This is a genomic window from Candidatus Krumholzibacteriia bacterium (assembly GCA_030748535.1).
In the GTDB taxonomy this organism is placed as follows: domain Bacteria; phylum Krumholzibacteriota; class Krumholzibacteriia; order JACNKJ01; family JACNKJ01; genus JASMLU01.
In genome coordinates this window covers 112,825-130,277 of sequence record JASMLU010000003.1, presented here as the reverse complement: position 1 = coordinate 130,277, position 17,453 = coordinate 112,825, and the positions used below count along the sequence as shown (strand labels likewise).

Genomic DNA, 17,453 nt, shown 5'->3' with positions numbered 1-17,453 from the left:
GTGGAGTCCGAAATCTAGGCCGACTCCAGAATCAGGGCGATTCCCTGCCCGCCCCCGATACACATGGTGACCAGCCCGTATCGCTGCCTTTTGCGGCGAAGGGCATAGGCACAGGTCAGCGTGAGAATGGAGCCAGTAGCACCCAGCGGGTGCCCGAGCGCAATGGCGTTTCCCATCGGATTCACTTTCTCCGGGTCGATTCCCATGTCACTGAAATCCCGGATGCAGGCCAGGGCCTGTGGCGCAAAGGCCTCGTTCAGTTCCACATGCTCAATCTCTGCACCGGTGATTCCGGCAGAGGCCAGCGCTTTTTCCGTGGCGGGGACAGGTCCCCACCCCATGATCTGCGGATCACAGGCGGCGACACCCATTCCCGCAATACGAGCCAGGGGGCGTGCACCGTGCATCTCGGCATCCGCTTCTCTTGCGATCACCATGGCCGCCGCACCATCTACAACAGCACTGGCATTTCCCGCAGTGATGATTCCGCCGGGCTCAAAGGCGGCCGGGAGCCGCGCCATTTTCTCCCTGATGATTTCGTCCATGACATGGGTGTCCCGGGAGACCGTAATCGGCTCGGAAGCTCCTTCCCGGCGGAAGGAGAGGGGAGAGATTTCCTCATCAAAGTGACCGGCATCCCGGGAAGCGGCGGCATTCTTGTGGGAGCGATAGCCGAAAGCATCGGCCTCCTCGCGACTGATTTCATAGCGCCGCGCCAGTTCCTCAGCCGTATTGGCCATGGACATCCCGGCGCCCGGGTCATAAAGCCCTGCAAGCAGGGCATCCTGAAGATGTTCCCCGGGCGGAAGCGAGGAAGCGGCAATGGGTCCGTACTTCTGAACGCTCTGGCCGATCTTCCTTCCCCGGTAGTTATAGAGAATAAAAGGGTACTGCATACTCTCTGCGCCCCCGACAACAAGGAAGGGGCGTTGGGAATCGTGCCGCATTCCCGCCAGAATCATTTCTGCCCCCACGGCCACGGATTCTGCTCCACTGCCGCAGATTCTTGCTACGGTCAGCGCGGGAACATCATCGGCAAGGCCTCCCCGCCAACGCATTCCCTGTGCTGCATAGATAGAATCGCGGTGGCTGTGGGTTGCCATTCCCATTACCACATGACCCACAAGCCCGGATGGAATCGCCGTGTTCTCCAGCGTGGCGGCAATGGCCATACCCCCGAGTTGTGTTGTACTGAAACGGGAAAAGAGACCGGGTCTGCGATTATCCTCCAGAATATCCGCACGGGGGGTTCTGCGCCCACCATCGAGAATGACAACCGATTCCGACATACCCGTTTCCTCCCCCTACTCGTTCATAAAGACGGCCGGAACCCGCGGGCCGTTTTGCAGGAAGTTGTTCATTCCAACGTCATAGTCCACCAGTCTGCGGCAGGTGGCAAAACCATCCGCCTCCACCAGGATTCCCTCTTCCAGGGGAAGCGAAAGCCCCTCTCGAAGAACCTTCACGAGAAGAGCATCCACAGCCAGAGAGTGGTGACCAATGTCCAACGCGGGGAACTCATTCGGAAGTTCCATGGGTGAAGAATCCAGTGCCTGAAGAGCCCGCTCTCCGGCCAGACCTTGAGCAATCAATTTCCTGGCGCCGGCCACCGGGTCGTCCACCGCTTCCCCTTCAGCCCAGCCCCACAGGCAGGCCTCTTTTGCGCCGACCGGACGACCTGTGCGAAGAAGATCCAGACTTCTTTCCAGCCCGATCAGGCGCGGCAGGCGCTGCGTTCCTCCATAACCAGGAATGATTCCGAGATTCACTTCGGGTTGCCCCAGCATGAGTTTCCGCCCAACCACGCGCGCGTGACAAGCCATCGAAATTTCAGCCCCTCCCCCTAAAACAGGCCCGTCGAGCGCGGCCACTACGGGTTTTGGGAAAGCCGCGATGCGAAGCAGCACCTTTTGGCCAGAAAGGCATTTGGCTCGAGCTTCCTCTGCGGTTTCAAGAGCGGCGAGTTCCAGAATGTCCGCGCCGGCCAGACTTCCCCCGAAACTTGTCAGGACGACACCCTTCACCGAATCGTCTTTTTCCAGAAGATCAAGTTCGGCGTCCAGTTCCTGAAGGGTCCGCTCATTCAGGGCGTTCATGGCTTCCGGCCTGCGGATCACCAATTCTGCGATCTCCCCCTCAAGGCGGGTCTCCACATTTCGGGCGAAGAGGGGCCTGCGTTTTTCGAGAATACTCTCGCTAAGCTCAAAACCCGGGTTGTTCTTCGCGTAGGCGGTACAAATCTCGTGAACCTTCTCCATTCCCATCTCTTCGGCCAGATCCAGAAGTCCCTTGCTGAACCCCAGGGCATTGCGAGTGAGCCAGTTCAGTTCCCGGGGGTGACATATCTCCCTGTCAAACACGAAGAAGGTGCGTGCCATCAGGACCGCAAGAATCCGATCCAGCACTTCCCGCTCGAGCGCTTTGTCGTAATCCGAAGGTCCCGGGTTTTTCCGGTCGTGCCAGGGAGTATTTGCCTGCTCGGAGAAGATCGGGGGAGGAGCAAACCAGTCACTTCCCGTCTCGGCCTCTTTCATGAGGTTCTGGCATTTCACATTCAGGAGATTCCCGCGCGTGAGGTCCATGACCAGAAAAGGTCCCCCTCCTCCGATGGCACCGTTGACGATGGCGTCCACCTGTTCGACCGAAGCCTTGCCCTCGGCGAAGATCCTGGCAGCTTCCGAACAGTAGTTGCAGAAGATGTCGTCGGCCGCAAAGCAGGGGACATCGGAAGTAATGATGGGCACTTTCCCCAGAGAGGAAAGGGTCTCCAGCATTCGCTGCCCCAGTGCCTCATCCTCCGAAAGAACCACTTCCACAGGAGTGGCCCGCCATGCGGGAAAGAAGGGATGGTTTACGAAGCATCTCTCCGGATGCCGGGCATCGGATGCAATCTGTGACCGGGGAATCCCGGAGGTGGCAAATCCGATCAGACAGTCGGGGCGAACCACATTTTCCAGATCGGCGAGGATCTTCTGTTTCAGGGAAAGCTCTTCGGTGGCGGCCTCCAGGACATAGTCGCAATCAGCCAGGTCCCGGATATTCGTACTGGTTTTCAAACCGGCTTCAATCGCCTTTGCCGCTTTCGGGCTGAGTTTGCCTCTTCCCAGTCCCTTTGCGACATAGGCCCGGATTCTCCCGAGTCCCGCCTCCAGGGCTTCCTCCCGGATATCCTGCAGGGTTACCTTTCCTCCGGAACTCGCAATGGAAGAAATAAAGCCATAGGCCAAATCAGGGCCAATCGAACCCGAACCAATGACACCTATCTTCATCACCGTCCTCCTGTGAAATCAGGAAGATCTTTCCACAAAGCGAGCTGGATTCCAAGAGCAAAGGAAATCAACGCGTGTAGGAGAACTGCTCGGCGAGCTCAAACTGCCCCGGGGACAGCCTTCTTTTGAAACGGAAAGTTGCCTGAGATCCCTCCACTTCCACCAGAAGATAGCCGTGGGAGGACTCGGAGAAAATCCGCTCCGGGGTCCAGAGGCCGTTGTCTCCATAGTAGGTCATGGGAACCGGATAGAGCGGCGCCCCTGCGGTTCCCACGACAAACTGATGGACATCATTGTCGGGATTGCCGTCGCCGTCATCAAGGCGGGCGTGGTCATAGAAATGGTCATGTCCTGTGAAATACGCCGCCACACCGGCATCGGACATGCTCTGCCAGAAGGTGTTTCTCTCCTCCGGGTAGTTTTCCAGGCAGTCAGTGTGAAACACCCGAAAGGCCGGCTCGTGACCCAAAACAAAGACATGGGGCAGAGCATTGGAGGAAAATTGCCCGTTCAACCAGCCCTGGTTCACTCTGGAGTCGGTCACATACTGGTCTACAACCACGACAAAGAGGCTGTCCCGTGAGAAGGAGTAGCTCAGGCCCCGTTCCCCCACCGGCCCGTTTTGGGGAAGGGACCAGTCTCCACTGAATACCCGATTCCAGGCCCGGTCGGGCTCTGAGTCGTAGAAGGCATCGTGGTTGCCCCGGCAAGGGTAGACTGCGATCCCGGCATCGCAGAGAGGCTGAAGGGTTTCCCGGAATGTGAGGAGTTGGGAATAGAGGGTATCAGGAACATCGTAGCCATTGACAAAATCACCGGTTAGCAGGACGAAGTCCACCGCCTCATCGAGACCGGCCTGCACAATTTCTCCCAGGACTTCCGTATTTACTCCGTTGTCATCACCCCGACAGTCCCCGGTGACCAGGAAGACGATTTTTTCTGCAGGGGGAACCACCGGACCTCCGTCCTCAATGCCACAGTGCAGAAAGAGCGGGAAAGCCAGAAGCGGAAAGAGTGGTAAGTATTTCTTCATTCTGGGTCCAGGTTGGGGTTTCGGGAATCTTACACTCCCGGAGCGACTTTCCGCAAGTCCCCCTGCCTTGACATCGCCCCCTCCAATTCGGTCTAATCTGTATGAAAAGGAGGGATAATGCCGGAAGAACGGAAAACAGCGATCAAGAAGATCCAGTCCACCGGTCCCATGAAGAAGCTGATGGCAGACTATTTCATGGAACTCGATGAGGCATCCAGGGATGACAAGCGCAAGGTGGCCTGGTGTACCAGTGTTGGACCCGCCGAGTTGCTTCGCTCCTTCGGCTTCGATGTCTACTTCCCGGAAAACCATGGTGCCGTTCTCGGATCATCCCGAATGGCCGCCGACCTGATTCCCGCGGCCAATGCCGCCGGCTATTCTCCCGACATCTGTTCCTACCTGACCAGTGATGTGGGGAGCTACCTGCTCGGAAAGACTCCCCTGACGCCGGCCTTTGGAATGGAAAGTGTCCCCAAGCCGGATCTTCTCGTGTTCAACACAAATCAGTGCCGTGATGTGAAGGACTGGTTTGCTTTCTACGAACGCGAATTCGGGGTTCCGATGGCGGGGATCGACACCATGAGAGCCATTGAGGAAATCACTCCTTCGCACCTCCAGGGGCTCATCGCCCAGCACCGGGATCTGCTTCCGCTGATGGAAGAGGTGAGTGGCCGCAAGTTCGACATGGATCGACTCAAGGAAATAACGGCTTCCTCCTATCGATGCACTCTTCTCTGGAAGAAAGTACTTCGTCTTGCAGAACAGCACCCGTCGCCGATCACCTTTTTCGATGGGACCATTCACATGGGCCCCGCTGTGGTGCTAAGAGGTGACCCTCGCGCGGAGCGTTACTACGAGATGCTGATCGAAGAACTGGAAGGGCGGGTGGCCGAACAGGTGGGGGCCGTGGACGGGGAAACCCTGCGCTTCTACTGGGACGGAATGCCGGTCTGGGGGAAAATCCGGGAGCATGCGGAACTGTTTGCAAGCCAGCAGGTCTGCGTAAGCGCTTCCACTTATTGTAACAGCTGGATTTTCGAAGACCTTGCTCATGAAGACCCTTTTGAGGGAATGGCACGGGCCTATACCGAGCTGTTCATTGTCCGCGGCGAGAAGTACAAGCTGAACTACCTTGAAGGCATGGTGCGAGATTACGGCATCGACGGGATCATCTATCACGATGCCAAAACCTGTCCGAACAACTCCAACAACCGTTACGGACTGCCCGAGAGAGTGGTGGAAAAGCTCGGGATTCCCTATGTGGTGATCAATGGGGACCTCAACGATCTCCGGCTCTATTCCGAGGAGCAGGCCAGGACACAGTTCGAAGCCCTGGTCGAGCAGTTGCACGAGACAAAACACCATTCGCGGGGGTAGTCCTTGGCTCAGGTCTTTTGCGGGGTAGATGTCGGAGCTTCTGCCACAAAGCTGGTTCTGGTCGACCGGGAGGGAAAGACTCTCGCTCGCTCGGTTCACACTTCAGGAGTGGACTACCAGGCCACTTCCCTTCTCTGTCTTGAGGAATCTCTGGCAGAAGCCGGCGCATCGCGGGACGAACTGCAGGCGACGGTCTCCACGGGTTACGGGCGGCACAATGTGGCCTTTGCCGACAAGACCCTTACCGAGATCCACTGCCACGGGCTTGGTTGTTACCATCTGGCTCCCCGGGCAATTTCCATCGTGGACATCGGGGGCCAGGACAACAAGGTGATCCGCCTTGAACCCGGAGGCCGCCGCGCGAACTTCAAGATGAATCGCAAGTGTGCTGCAGGCACCGGGGCCTTTATCGAAGAGATTGCCCTTCGTCTGGGAGTGAATCTGGAGGAGATGGATCCGCTTGCCCGGAGCGCGGAGAAGGCGGTCAAACTCAGCAGTTTCTGTACGGTGTTTGCGAAGACGGAGATTCTGTCCCACCTGCGGCAGGGAGCCGCAGTGGAGGGCATCATTCGCGGAGCCTTCGAGTCAGTGGTGGCCCGGGTTATTGAGATGGATCCTCTTGAGGGGGAGGTTCTGGCCACCGGCGGTGTCGTGGCACACAATCCCGTAATCGTGGAGATCCTTTCGGAAAAACTGGACAAGGAAGTCAGCGTTCCTCCCCACCCTCAGTTTACAGGGGCGCTCGGCGCGGCACTCGCAGCAATTCAGGAATCCAACCATGGAGACGCCAATGCTTGATGGACTTTTCAGGCCAGGATCGGTTGCGGTCATCGGTGCCTCGAACAATCCCTTTTCAATCGGTAACATCGTCATTCGCAATCTGGCAGCCTATGGCTTCAAGGGCCCGATCTATCCGATCAACCCAAAGAGCCGACAGATCCGCAGTTTCAAGTGTTTCCAGTCCGTGCTGGATGTTCCTGACGAAATCGACCTGGTGAACATCTCGGTCAAGCACTCTCTGGTTCCCCAAGTCATCAAGGAGTGTGGCGAAAAGGGCGTGAAATTCGCCATTGTTCACACCGCCGGATTCAAGGAAGTGGGAGAAGAGGGGATCCAGCGCGAGAGAGAGATGGTCGAACTCGCCCACTCCTATGGAATGAGAATCTTCGGACCCAACAGCCAGGGAATCCAGAACTCCGATCCCGAAATCTCGGTCTATGCAAACTTCACCTTTGTGCCCATGAAGCCCGGGAATATCTCCATTATCGCCCAGGGCGGCGGAATGGGGGAACTGCTGAAACTCCATTTGCACAATGTGGGGCTGGGTCACCGGCTTTACTGTTCCTATGGGAACGAGTGCGACCTTAGCATGCCGGAGATTCTGGAATACTACGGCCAGGATGAAGGAACCCGTGCCATCATGATGCAGATCGAGAGCTTCAAGGATCCGCAGGCTTTTCTTGAAGTGGCTTCGAAGATTACTCCGCACAAGCCGATTCTTGCCATCAAGGCCGGGCGCACCCACGAAGGCTCGGTGGCAGTTTCCAGTCATACGGGTACCCTGGTGAATCAGGCCGCCATGGCAAGGGCCATGTTCCGCAAGGCGGGCGTTCTGGAGTTTCATGACAGCGAGCGAATGATCAAGACCGCCATTGCCCTGAACAGCCAGAATCCGCCGAAGGGCAAGCGAATCGGCATGGTGACCAATACCGGAGGCCCCGGAATTCAGATGGTGGATGAGGCCGTACATCACGGTCTGGAACTGGCCCAATGGTCCGATGCGGGACGCGAGCGACTGAAGGAGAGCCTTTACGCGGAAGCCAGTCTCGGCAACCCGGTGGATGTCGTGGCCACCGGCGGTGCGGAGCATTACTTCGCGGCCGTGGACACCCTTCTCCAGGAAGAGGGTGTGGACATGGTCTGTGTCTTTTTCGTTACCGCACCCTTTGTGGATCTCGATGCGATTGCCGCGAAGATTCGGGAGGCTGCCGACAGCTCCGGGAAACCTCTGGTCATGGTGGTAGAGACTTCCAGCGAGTACTATCCCCTGATTGACCGCCTCCGCGAGTCGGAGATTCCCGTTTACGAATTTGCCGAGGACGGCGCCCGCTCTCTGGCTTTCATGGCTCAATACGCCGCACTTCGCGATCGGGACCGGGAGGACGCTCCCGAACTGTCTGTGGATCGACAGGCCGCGGAGAAGATTCTCGCTGAATACCCGGAGCAGTACCTTCCCCAGGACAAGGCCCTCGATGTTCTGGCGGCCTATGGTCTGCCACTCCCTGCTTATGCGGGGATCAGGGGCGAGGAGGATCTGAAGTCCGCCGCGGAGAAGACCGGCTTCCCCTGTGTCCTGAAGGTGGACTCCCCGGATCTTGTCCATAAGAGCGACGAGGGAGGTGTGATTCTCGGCATTGAAGATGAGGAAGCACTGGCCGCCGCCTTTGCGGACATGGAAGAGCGATTTTCAGGGAAGCAGCCCGGCTACCTTCTGATGGAACAGAAAGAAACCGGGAGAGAGGTGATTCTGGGGGTCAATGCGTCGCCGGGCCTGGGGAGCCTGGTCCTCTTTGGCCTCGGAGGGGTCTTTGTGGAGGTCATGAAAGATGTGATTGTCGGAGTGGCTCCCCTCAGCCGCCCCGAGGCTCGTGAGATGATGCAGGGGATTCGCGCCTGGCCGATTCTCGAGGGCATTCGCGGGGAAGATGGTGTGGATCTGGAAGCACTGGAGGATCTTCTTCTCCGCGTGTCCCGTCTGGCTGCCGACTTTCCGCAGATTGCCGAAATGGACCTGAACCCCGTCTTTCTTTATGCGCCCGGAGTGGCTCCCTCGGTGGTGGATGTTCGAATGAAGGTCAATTCCTCGTGACGCACTGGGTTCCTGTTGCGGTGATCTCGGTCTATGTGACCGCCCTCTTTGCCGTGACCTGGTGGGCGAGAAAGCTGACGGCCCGCGGCGGTGGGGGCATGGTAGGCTACCTTCTCGCCGGAAGAAGCCTCCCCGCGGGTGTGGCGGCGGCCCTCTTGGCAGGACTTGCGGTCGGGGGAGCTTCCACCATCGGGGTTGCCGAAAGGGCGTATACAAAGGGCATTTCCGCGGGCTGGTACAATGCCGCCTGGGCCTTTGGCGCTGCGGTAATGGGGCTTCTGGCGGCTCGTCGCTATCGCCGACTTGAGATTACCACCCTCCCGGAACTTTTCGAAAGATACTACAGCGTGGCGGGCCGTGTGATCGGAGTTGCCGGGCAGCTTCTTTTGCAGTTGGTGATCACCTCTCTTCAATATGTCGCCGGGGGAGCAATTCTCTCCTCCCTGATGCCGGGGGTGTTCAGCTTTCGGGCGGGCATGGCCGTAACGGCTCTGGTCTTTGTCGGTATCACGCTGATCGGGGGTTTCTGGGCTGCCGGACTCACGAATGTCATCAATGTTCTGGTGATCTATGGCGGCATCTTGCTGGCGGCGATCCTGACTCTTGGAAAACTGGGGGGAGTTTCAACGCTGGCCTCGCAGTTACCGGAAGCACATGGCGGCTTTGACCTTCTTGCTGTGGGCCCGGGCCTGATTGTGGCCTGGTTTCTCGTGATGTTGACCACCACGCACTCCACACAATCGATTATCCAGATCGGCTTTGCTGCAAAGAACGAGAACAGCGCGCGCCGGGGCTTTCTTCTTGGCGCCCTCATTATCGCCCCGGTGGGTTTTATCAGCGCCCTGCTCGGAATGAGTGCGGCTGTCCTCCACCCCGGCATTCTCCCCGCGGAGGCCTTGCCTCGCGTGGTGCTCGACCTTCCTCCCCTGGCCGCGGGACTGGTTCTCGCGGGACTGTGGGCTGCCGATGTCAGCACGGCATCGGCACTTCTGATGGGCAGTGCCACCCTGGTTTCCCATGATATTGTGAAACGTTTTTTTGCCCCCGATCTCTCCGGGGCCGGAGAACAGATCCTGAGCCGGGTAACGGTTCTGGCCCTGAGTGCCTTGACCTTTCTGCTGGCGATGACCGTGAGCGGGATTCTGAAAATGCTGCTGATCGGCCTGACCCTGACAACGGCCTATACCCTGATCGTCCTGATGACGATGTTCTGGCCCGCAGTCTGCCGAAAAAGTTCTGCCACCTGGACCCTGTTGAGCACCATGGCGGCCCTGGGTCTCTGGCTCCTGGCTCCGGAATCCTGGAGGATTCTGCCCCACCCGATCTATTTCACCTGGATTGTCAGCCTGTTGACTTTCTTTCTGGTGACACTCTTCGACAAGCGACGGATTCTCCTTCGCTAGGTCTCGAAAAAACCCGACAAACTTGACTTTTTTGGAGACCCTGCTAGGCTATCGAACGTTAGTTCGACAATTCAGGAAGGGTCACTGTGAGCAGCTTTCGTTTCCATCGTCCCGGGAGCCTGGAGGAGGCCTGCAAGCTCGGGGAGAAATTGCAGGATCGGGCTCGCTACCTTGCGGGAGGAACAGAACTGGTTCCCGACTTCCGAAGTGGTCGGGACAGTGCGGAAGACCTGATCAGTCTCAAGGACATTCCGGGCCTCGACTCCATCCAGGCAGAAGAAGAGGGTCTGCGAATTGGCTCCATGGCCACCTTGGCTCAAATCGCTCATTCCGATGATGTCCGACAACATTCCCCCGCCCTTGCCCGCGCGGCCTCCCTGATGGCAGGGGAGCAGATTCGTAGCCAGGCCACAATCGGCGGCAACTTCTGTCGCGCGGTTTCCTGTGCCGACACTCCCCCGATTTGCATTGTGAGCGAGGCGCAACTCCAGCTGCATTCCTTGAGCGGAGTACGGACGATGCCGGCCGAAGATTTCTTCACCGGCCCCCGGCAAACCCTTCTGCTGCCCGGGGAAATCCTCCACTCTCTCTTTCTCCCGAATCCAGGCAAGGGATTCGGGGCCAGTTATCAGCGCTTCACCCTGAAACAGGGACAGGCTCTGGCGGTTGCTGCCGTGGCGGCCAGTCTTCTTCTCCGGGAGGGCAAGATCGCAAGAGCCCGGATCGCTCTGGCTGCCGTAGCTCCCACGCCCCTGCTTGTTCCCGATGCGGGCCGTTTTCTGGAGGGCAAGCCGGCGGACGCGTGCCACTTCCCGAAGGCCAGCGAACTTGCGGAAGCCGCCGCTTCTCCCATCTGCGACCTTCGCGGAAGCGAACAGTATCGTCGCGATCTCGTGAAAATCCTGAGCCTGCGCGCCCTGGAAGAAGCTCTGGCCATTGCAGAAGGAGGCAAGGATGAGTGAAAAGATCCTTGTCACCCTGAAAGTGAATGATGAAGAGCGATGCCTTGCCGTCAGCCCGAACCTCTCTCTCAAGGATCTGATTCGCGATGAACTGGGTCTTACCGGTACCAAGGGTGGCTGTGAGGCGGGAGACTGCGGAGCCTGTACGGTCCTGCTGAATGGTCGGCCGGTGAACAGCTGCCTGGTCCTCGCCGTGCAGGCGGATGGGCAGGAGGTGCAGACCATTGAGGGGCTCGGGGAAAATGGCGACCTGCATCCCCTTCAAAAGTCATTCATTCACCACGGCGCCCTGCAGTGTGGCTTCTGCACTCCGGGTATGATTATGGCTGCGAAGGCCCTGATTGACCGAAATCCCGACCCGACAGAAGCAGAAATCCTGTCCGCGCTTGGCGGGAACCTTTGCCGCTGTGGAACCTATCCCCGGATTATCGCCGCGATTCAGGACTGGAAGTCGGGTGGCGAAACGGTGATAGACGGTCACCGACTTCAGGATCGTGATCACAGCAGCGTAGGAATCGGTGTTCGTCGGAGTGATGCCCCGGACAAGGTGTCGGGCAGGGCGAAATACACGGCGGATCTTCGTCTTCCGGGAATGCTCTACGGGAAGATCCTCGGAAGTACGGTGGCCCACGGGAAGATCCTCAGCATCGACACAGAGCGTGCCGAAGCCATGCCCGGAGTTCTGGCCGTGATTACCGGCAAGGATGTTCCGGACATTCCCTACGGGGTGAGTCCCGCGCGTTATGACGAACACATTCTTGCGAAAGAGCGGGTTCGTTATGTCGGCGATGAGGTGGCTGCTGTCGTCGCTGTCGATGAGGCAAGCGCGGAAGCGGCCCTGCTTGAAATCGAGGTACTCTACGAAGAACTCCCGGCTGTTTTTGACGCAGAGGAAGCCATTGCGGATGGCGCCGTTCAGATTCATCCCGAGGATTCCCGTTTCGAAAACAACATCAACACGGCGGTGAACTGGCACTTTGGAGATGTGGAGAAGGGCTTTGAAGAAGCGGACCACATTCGCGAACAGCGTTTTGTTGGCAATCGCCCCTACCAGTCACCAATCGAACCCCATGCTGCCATAGCACGCTGGGAGCACCCGGGCGACAGGCTCAGTGTCTGGATGTCTGCACAGGCTCCCCACTACACTCACCACATGCTGTCCCGGGTCTTTGATCTGCCGCAGGGAAACATCCGAATGATCAAGCCCGCCGTGGGCGGCGGTTTCGGCGTGAAGGCAGAAACAACTCCCCTGGAGTTCTGCTCGGTGATCTTTGCAAAAATGACGGGCCGTCCCGTGATGATGAAATACTCGCGAGAGGAAATGTTCCGACACTTCCGCGGGCGGCACAAGCAGACCATGGATCTGAAGATCGGGGTCAAGAAGGACGGACAGATCTGCGCCGTGCAGTCCAGAATCCTCCTGAACGGGGGAGCCTACACTTCCTATGGCATCGTGACGGCCTACTATGCGGGGTCAATGACCCCGACTCTCTACAAGATTCCCAACTACCGCTATGATGGATATCGGCTCTACACAAATCTGCCGGCCTGCGGAGCCATGCGCGGCCACGGGGTTCCCCAGCCCCGTTTTGCCTTCGAGAGTCTCCTGGACATGATTGCCGAGGATCTCGGCATTGACCCCGTGGAAATTCGACTGCGTAATGCCATGACTCCCGACAGCAGCACCTGTAATGATCTCGACATTTCTTCCTGCGAGTTCACCGCCACCCTGGAGAAGGCTCGCAAGCTGACGGGATGGTCCGGGAAATACGGAAAGCTCCCGGCGGGAAAGGGAATCGGTATCGGTTCGGGTGGATTTGTTTCCGGAGCGGGCTATCCGATCTACCGTTCTGATTTTCCTCATTCAAATGCCGTGATTCGCGTCCATGAAGACGGGATGGCGGTTTCCCTCCACATTGCAACTGCGGAAATCGGACAGGGCTGTGACACCGTCCTCCCGCAGATTGCGGCCGAGGAACTGGGCATTCCCTACGAGCGGGTCTGGATGCTTGAATCCGACAGCGTTCAAGGTCCCCTGGATCTTGGTTCCTACGCCAGTCGTGTCACCCTGATGGGCGGCAATGCCGTGAAAATGGCGGCCTCTGTAATCAAGGAGCAGATCCTGGAAGAGGCGGCCCGGATTCTGGATTGTATGTCCGGCGACTTGAAAGCACGGGATGGCAAGATCTTCCGGACAGGTGTGGAGTCCCCGGAACTGGACTGGGACGAGGTCGCTCGCAAGCTTTTTTCAAAGGAGGGCCCGATCATCGGCAAGGGCCATTACTCGCCTCCCCCGGGACTGGGGGGAAACTACAAGGGTGCGGCCGTGGGAACCTCTCCCGCTTACAGTTTCTCGACGGCGATCGCGGAGGTTTCCGTTGATCTTGAAACCGGACTCGTCACCGTGGATCACTTTACCGATGTCAGTGATGCGGGGACCGTGATCAACCCGACGACCTTTCACGGGCAGGTGGAAGGTGCCGCCATTATGGGAATGGGAGAAGCCCTGATGGAAGACACTCTTTTTGATGATCAGGGAAGAATGATCAATCCGGATCTGCACGGCTATCTCCTTCCTTCGATCGCCGACACCCCGAAGATCGATTCGCAGGTTGTGGAAAGCTACGAGCCCCTGGGTCCCTTTGGTGCCAAGGAGATCGGCGAGGGCTGTATCGTCCCGATGATGGGTGCGATTGCAAATGCCATACATGATGCCTGTGGCGTTCGCATTACGGAACTCCCCATTACGCCGGAGAAGATTCTCGCTGGCCTGAAAAAGAAAGAGCAGGAATGAGCAGGATGGAAGCATCGTCGAAAAAGGGCGAGAAGCTCGATCACCTTTTGGCATCGGCCGCTCGACTGATGTCAGAGCAGGGCTATGCCCAGACGACCATTCGTGATGTGGCTCGGGAGACCGGGTACAGCCTTGCCGGCATGTACTACTACTTTGAAAACAAGGAAGACCTGCTCTACCAGATCCAGCAAAGGACCTTTTCCTCTCTTCTCGGTGAACAGGAAGAGGCGGTCAGGGTTGGCAGTGCGGAGGACAAGCTCCGCCGGCTTCTGGAAAACTATCTCTCCTACTTTAGTCGCCATTCCAATGAACTGAAGGTTTGCACCTACGAGATGCAAACCCTGGGAGCAGAGCGATACGAGACAATCGCAGATCTGAGAAAGCGATACTTCAGGTGCGTGGCTCGCGTCGTTGGGGAAATCATGGGAGGCGAAGAGGCCGACTCCGCTGCAGTTCGCAGGCACACCCTGTTCATCTTCGGAATGATGAACTGGATATTCATGTGGTACGAGCCGGATCGTGACGGTGATGTGAAGTCGCTCGGGGAGGAAATGATTAAGCTGATCCTCCAGGGACTTCCTTCGGAGAAATGAAAGGATTGCCATGAATCTGGGACTGGAAAACCGAAAGGCACTGGTTACAGGCGGGAGCCGCGGGATCGGCGAGTCAATCAGCCTGGTCCTGGCGGAACAGGGCTGCGATGTCGCCCTGACCTGCCGCGGTCGCATTGAGGCCGCCGAAGCCGTTGCCGGAAAAATCAAGGCTCTTGGTCGCCGGGGGCTGGCCATACAGACGGATGTTGCAGACTTCCAGGCCGCCGAAGACACGGTTCGTTCGGTGGCCGATCAACTGGGTGGCCTGGATATTCTGGTATGCAACGCGGGAATCACCTGGGACGGGGTGATCTGGAAGATGAGCGAGGAGCAGTGGGATGCGGTGATCGACACGAATCTCAAGGGCTACTTCAACTACAACCGGGCTGCCGCGCAAATCTTTCGCGACCAGAAGTCGGGCAAGATCGTGAACCTCTCATCGATCAATGGACTTCGGGGCAAGTTCGCCCAGAGCAACTACTCTGCGTCCAAGGGGGGAAACAATGCCCTGAGCAAGGCGCTGGCCCGAGAGCTGGGCAAGTTCAATGTCAATGTGAATGCCGTTGCTCCGGGGATGGTCATGACGGAAATGGCCGAGAGTATTCCGCCGGAGTTTTTGAACAAGGCGATAAACGAAACCATGTTGGGGCGAATCGCCAGCCCGGAAGATGTGGCAAATGTGGTGGCTTTTCTCTGTTCTGATTTTGCTCGTCACATTACCGGAGAAGTAATCAAGGTCGATGGAGGCCAGTACATCTAGCAAAGGAAGAATCATGGCAAGAGTGGGAGTGGTCGGGATCGGACACGGGGTTTTCGGGCGGCGCAGCGATGCTTCCGCTCAGGAACTCGCCTTTGAGGCCTTTCGTCTCGCCCTGGCTGACGCTGAGTTGGGAGTCGATGATATCGAAGCCTCGATGATTGCTGCGGTTCCCGAGTACCACAAACAGCGATCGATCGGGGGAGTGATCCAGGAATACCTCGGCCTGAACCCGAAGCCCACCTGCTTGCACGAGGTGGCTTGTGCTTCAGGGTCGGCGGCGATTCGAAGTGCCTGGATGTCGATTCAATCCGGCCTTCATGATCTTGTAGCGGTAATCGGCTGCCAGAAAATGACCGAGCTGGAAACCGCCGAGATTCTCGCGCTGATGGGTCGTGTCGGCGATGTGCAATGGGAATCCGTCTTCGGCAGCACCTTCCCGGGCTACTACGCTCTCTTTGCGCAAAGACATATGCACGAATTCGGGACAAGAAGCGAACAGCTTGCCCAGATTGCGGTGAAAAACCATCACTACGGATCGCTGAACGAGAAGGCTCTCTTCCGTAAGGAAATTACCGTGGAGAGAGCTCTGGCCAGTGAGCCGGTGGCTTCCCCGCTTCGGGTCTTCGACTGTTGTGCAAATGCCGATGGCGCAGCCTGCCTGATTCTGGCTTCAGAGAAAAAGGCAAAGGCAATCTCGAAAAAACCGGTCTGGCTGGACGGCATGGGTTGTGCCACCGACAGCATGTCGGTTCTCCGTCGGGAAAAACTCACCGGACTTCCCTCGGCCACCGAGGCTTCAAGACAGGCGCACGCGATGGCGGGCAGCACCCCTTCCCAGGTGCGGGTGGCGGAAGTGCACGACTGTTTTACGATCGCGGAACTCATGGCCTATGAGGATCTGGGCTTCTGCGAGAAGGGTGAGGGTGGTGCTTTCATTGAAGATCGCCAGAGCTGGATCGGCGGCTCCACTCCGGTCAACGTTGACGGAGGTCTCAAGGCCAAGGGTCATCCCATTGGAACCACGGGAGTCTCGATGGCTTGCGAGATCGTCAGCCAGCTTCGGGGGGAGAGCGGGGATCGCCAGGTTCCCGATGCAGATCTTGGACTCACGCACAATGTTGGCGGCATAGGACAGTACTGCTTCGTCAACCTCTTCAGGAGGGACTGATGTTTGAATGGTTCGGAAGAGTCAGCTTCTGCCCCCACACAAAGGTTGGCGGCTTTACCCGGCACTTGAGGGAGGGGCGCATCATGGCCTCTCGCTGCAAGAGCTGCGGACAGGAATCCTATCCTCCCCGGGCGGACTGCCCGGACTGCATGGGGGATGAGTTCGAGTACTTCGAGATCAGTGGAGAGGGAACTCTCCTGAGCTTTACTCGCATCGAAGCAGCCCCCGCCGGTTTTGAGAAGCTGGCTCCTTTTGTCATTGGAGTTGTGGAATTGAAAGAGGTAGGCCGGCTTCTGGCCTGCTTCGGGGAGAGTGTTTCTGAAGAGGAAATCCGGATCGGGATGAGCCTGCAAGTTGTCCCGCGTATTCTCGATGAAGTGGAAGAAATCCGGGTTTACTACAGCCTGGAAGAAGCCGGTAGTTCCTGGCAAAAGACAAACATGTACTGAGGGAAGGAAGAGAATGCTGAGCTGTGAAATCCGCGACCGCGTGGCCTATCTCGAGTTGGACCACCCTCCGGTGAACATTCTGAGCCAGTCCCTGATGGACAAGCTGGCCGACACTCTTGAAACGCTGGCAAGCGACGACTCGCTTGTGGCCCTATTGATTCGCGGAAAAGGGAAGGCTTTCAGCGCGGGTGCCGATATCGGGGAGCATGAACCGGAGCGGGCGGCAGGAATGATCTCTTCCTTTTCCCGCCTCTTTCGGAACCTTGATTCCCTCGAGATCCCTGTTCTGATGACGGTTCACGGGGCAGCCCTGGGCGCCGGATTCGAGTTGGCCATGATGGCCGACCTTCTTCTTGCCAGTGAATCAGCCACCTTCGGGCAGCCGGAGATCCGCCTTGGATTCTTTGCGCCCATCGGCGTAGTGGAGTTACCAGCTCTTGTGGGGCGGGCCAGGGCTATGGAAATCACCTGCTCGGGGAAGACCTACGCTGCGGAAGAACTTCGCGGGATGGGTTTTCCTCTTCGGGTGCTTGGCGAGTCAGAACTGGAAGAAGAGACAGAGAAGGTCTTGAAGGATTTCCGCAGGGCCAGCTCTCTTGTTATGCGCCTGAATGTTCGCACCCTCAAGAAACTTCGGGGAAGGCCTTTCAGGGAAAGCCTCGCCGAGGCGGAACGAGTGTTTCTGGAAGAACTGATGAGTGCGGAAGACCCGCGTGAAGGAATAGCCGCCTTCTATGAAAAGCGGCGACCGGAATGGAAGAACCGCTAAGAAAAGG

At 57.9% G+C, this 17,453-nt stretch carries 14 protein-coding genes; 11 read left to right on the top strand and 3 right to left on the bottom strand.

All coding sequences use genetic code 11. The annotated features are described in order from the left end of the window. Positions 1–14: 14 nt before the first annotated feature. The 3 genes from QGH30_05815 to QGH30_05805 form a co-directional block, all read right to left on the bottom strand. Entirely contained in the window at positions 15–1,289 is a 1,275-nt protein-coding gene (locus QGH30_05815; GenBank protein MDP7021852.1) for a thiolase family protein, read from the bottom strand. Between the two features lie 15 nt (positions 1,290–1,304). Continuing rightward, complete coding sequence (locus tag QGH30_05810) at positions 1,305–3,269, bottom strand: 3-hydroxyacyl-CoA dehydrogenase NAD-binding domain-containing protein (GenBank protein ID MDP7021851.1); 1,965 nt, start codon at positions 3,267–3,269, stop codon at positions 1,305–1,307. 67 nt (positions 3,270–3,336) lie between these two features. Then, positions 3,337–4,302 (bottom strand): metallophosphoesterase, encoded by a 966-nt coding sequence (locus tag QGH30_05805; protein MDP7021850.1) that lies wholly within the window; start codon positions 4,300–4,302, stop codon positions 3,337–3,339. A gap of 117 nt (positions 4,303–4,419) precedes the next feature. Here QGH30_05805 and QGH30_05800 point away from each other — a divergent pair, with 117 nt between their 5' ends. The 11 genes from QGH30_05800 to QGH30_05750 all read left to right on the top strand — a co-directional run bounded on the left by QGH30_05800 (position 4,420) and on the right by QGH30_05750 (position 17,446). Continuing rightward, positions 4,420–5,679 (top strand): 2-hydroxyacyl-CoA dehydratase family protein, encoded by a 1,260-nt coding sequence (locus QGH30_05800; protein MDP7021849.1) that lies wholly within the window; start codon positions 4,420–4,422, stop codon positions 5,677–5,679. Positions 5,680–5,682: 3 nt separating this feature from the next. Beyond that, positions 5,683–6,477: an acyl-CoA dehydratase activase gene (locus QGH30_05795; GenBank protein MDP7021848.1), complete on the top strand. Its 795-nt coding sequence runs from the start codon at positions 5,683–5,685 to the stop codon at positions 6,475–6,477. Beyond that, positions 6,470–8,548, top strand: coding sequence for an acetate--CoA ligase family protein (locus QGH30_05790; GenBank protein MDP7021847.1), 2,079 nt, complete (start codon positions 6,470–6,472; stop codon positions 8,546–8,548). Before QGH30_05795 ends, QGH30_05790 begins: the two co-directional genes overlap by 8 nt. After that, complete coding sequence (locus tag QGH30_05785) at positions 8,545–9,951, top strand: sodium:solute symporter family protein (GenBank protein ID MDP7021846.1); 1,407 nt, start codon at positions 8,545–8,547, stop codon at positions 9,949–9,951. Before QGH30_05790 ends, QGH30_05785 begins: the two co-directional genes overlap by 4 nt. 86 nt (positions 9,952–10,037) lie before the next feature. Further along, positions 10,038–10,913, top strand: coding sequence for an FAD binding domain-containing protein (locus QGH30_05780; protein MDP7021845.1), 876 nt, complete (start codon positions 10,038–10,040; stop codon positions 10,911–10,913). Beyond that, complete coding sequence (locus QGH30_05775) at positions 10,906–13,707, top strand: molybdopterin-dependent oxidoreductase (GenBank protein ID MDP7021844.1); 2,802 nt, start codon at positions 10,906–10,908, stop codon at positions 13,705–13,707. Before QGH30_05780 ends, QGH30_05775 begins: the two co-directional genes overlap by 8 nt. Further along, positions 13,704–14,300, top strand: coding sequence for a TetR/AcrR family transcriptional regulator (locus QGH30_05770; protein ID MDP7021843.1), 597 nt, complete (start codon positions 13,704–13,706; stop codon positions 14,298–14,300). Before QGH30_05775 ends, QGH30_05770 begins: the two co-directional genes overlap by 4 nt. Positions 14,301–14,310: 10 nt before the next feature. Further along, on the top strand, positions 14,311–15,060 hold the full coding sequence (fabG, locus tag QGH30_05765) for a 3-oxoacyl-ACP reductase FabG (GenBank protein MDP7021842.1): 750 nt from the start codon (positions 14,311–14,313) through the stop codon (positions 15,058–15,060). Positions 15,061–15,073: 13 nt separating this feature from the next. Continuing rightward, a complete protein-coding gene (locus QGH30_05760; GenBank protein ID MDP7021841.1) occupies positions 15,074–16,228 on the top strand; it encodes a thiolase domain-containing protein in 1,155 nt (384 codons plus the stop codon). Further along, positions 16,228–16,677: a Zn-ribbon domain-containing OB-fold protein gene (locus QGH30_05755; protein ID MDP7021840.1), complete on the top strand. Its 450-nt coding sequence runs from the start codon at positions 16,228–16,230 to the stop codon at positions 16,675–16,677. The genes QGH30_05760 and QGH30_05755 overlap by 1 nt, the downstream gene beginning before the upstream one ends. 13 nt (positions 16,678–16,690) lie before the next feature. Beyond that, positions 16,691–17,446, top strand: coding sequence for an enoyl-CoA hydratase/isomerase family protein (locus QGH30_05750; GenBank protein ID MDP7021839.1), 756 nt, complete (start codon positions 16,691–16,693; stop codon positions 17,444–17,446). Positions 17,447–17,453: the final 7 nt, after the last annotated feature.

What these genes read in the sequence shown, in the direction of transcription:
- fabG (MDP7021842.1), top strand. Translation starts at nt 14,311, where the DNA reads ATGAATCTGGGACTGGAAAACCGAAAGGCACTGGTTACAGGCGGGAGC.
- QGH30_05810 (MDP7021851.1), bottom strand. Translation starts at nt 3,269, where the DNA reads ATGAAGATAGGTGTCATTGGTTCGGGTTCGATTGGCCCTGATTTGGCC.
- QGH30_05775 (MDP7021844.1), top strand. Translation starts at nt 10,906, where the DNA reads ATGAGTGAAAAGATCCTTGTCACCCTGAAAGTGAATGATGAAGAGCGA.
- QGH30_05770 (MDP7021843.1), top strand. Translation starts at nt 13,704, where the DNA reads ATGAGCAGGATGGAAGCATCGTCGAAAAAGGGCGAGAAGCTCGATCAC.
- QGH30_05815 (MDP7021852.1), bottom strand. Translation starts at nt 1,289, where the DNA reads ATGTCGGAATCGGTTGTCATTCTCGATGGTGGGCGCAGAACCCCCCGT.
- QGH30_05760 (MDP7021841.1), top strand. Translation starts at nt 15,074, where the DNA reads ATGGCAAGAGTGGGAGTGGTCGGGATCGGACACGGGGTTTTCGGGCGG.
- QGH30_05805 (MDP7021850.1), bottom strand. Translation starts at nt 4,302, where the DNA reads ATGAAGAAATACTTACCACTCTTTCCGCTTCTGGCTTTCCCGCTCTTT.
- QGH30_05790 (MDP7021847.1), top strand. Translation starts at nt 6,470, where the DNA reads ATGCTTGATGGACTTTTCAGGCCAGGATCGGTTGCGGTCATCGGTGCC.
- QGH30_05755 (MDP7021840.1), top strand. Translation starts at nt 16,228, where the DNA reads ATGTTTGAATGGTTCGGAAGAGTCAGCTTCTGCCCCCACACAAAGGTT.
- QGH30_05750 (MDP7021839.1), top strand. Translation starts at nt 16,691, where the DNA reads ATGCTGAGCTGTGAAATCCGCGACCGCGTGGCCTATCTCGAGTTGGAC.
- QGH30_05800 (MDP7021849.1), top strand. Translation starts at nt 4,420, where the DNA reads ATGCCGGAAGAACGGAAAACAGCGATCAAGAAGATCCAGTCCACCGGT.